The 276-nt window shown below is 54.3% G+C and carries 1 protein-coding gene; it reads left to right on the top strand.

Annotated elements, in window-relative coordinates:
- Positions 1–70 precede the first annotated feature (70 nt).
- On the top strand, positions 71–276 hold a 206-nt coding region (locus AVJ23_RS22670; protein ID WP_169795964.1), incomplete at its 3' end, for an IS3 family transposase.

Consider the following 276-nt stretch of genomic DNA (forward strand, 5'->3'; position numbering starts at 1 on the left):
AGGCTATTACCGGTGGTTGGGCAGAGCGGAGAGCCCGCGGTCTATTCGCAAGAAGCGTATTGCCGATAAAGTGAGGGACACCTTCAAAGCCTTTAAGGCACGTTATGGTGCTCCTAGGATCACGCAGGAGCTGATTGAGGCAGGGATACCCTGTTCAACCAACTATATCGCTGGAATCATGCATAGAGAGCATATCCGAGCGAGGAACGGCAAAGGCTTTCGCTATAGCCGGCCGGTCGAGAGCCGGGTCAACGTCTCAGCCAACCTGTTGAAACG

Origin of the sequence: Pseudoponticoccus marisrubri, from assembly GCF_001482405.1 — a bacterium.
In the GTDB taxonomy this organism is placed as follows: domain Bacteria; phylum Pseudomonadota; class Alphaproteobacteria; order Rhodobacterales; family Rhodobacteraceae; genus Pseudoponticoccus; species Pseudoponticoccus marisrubri.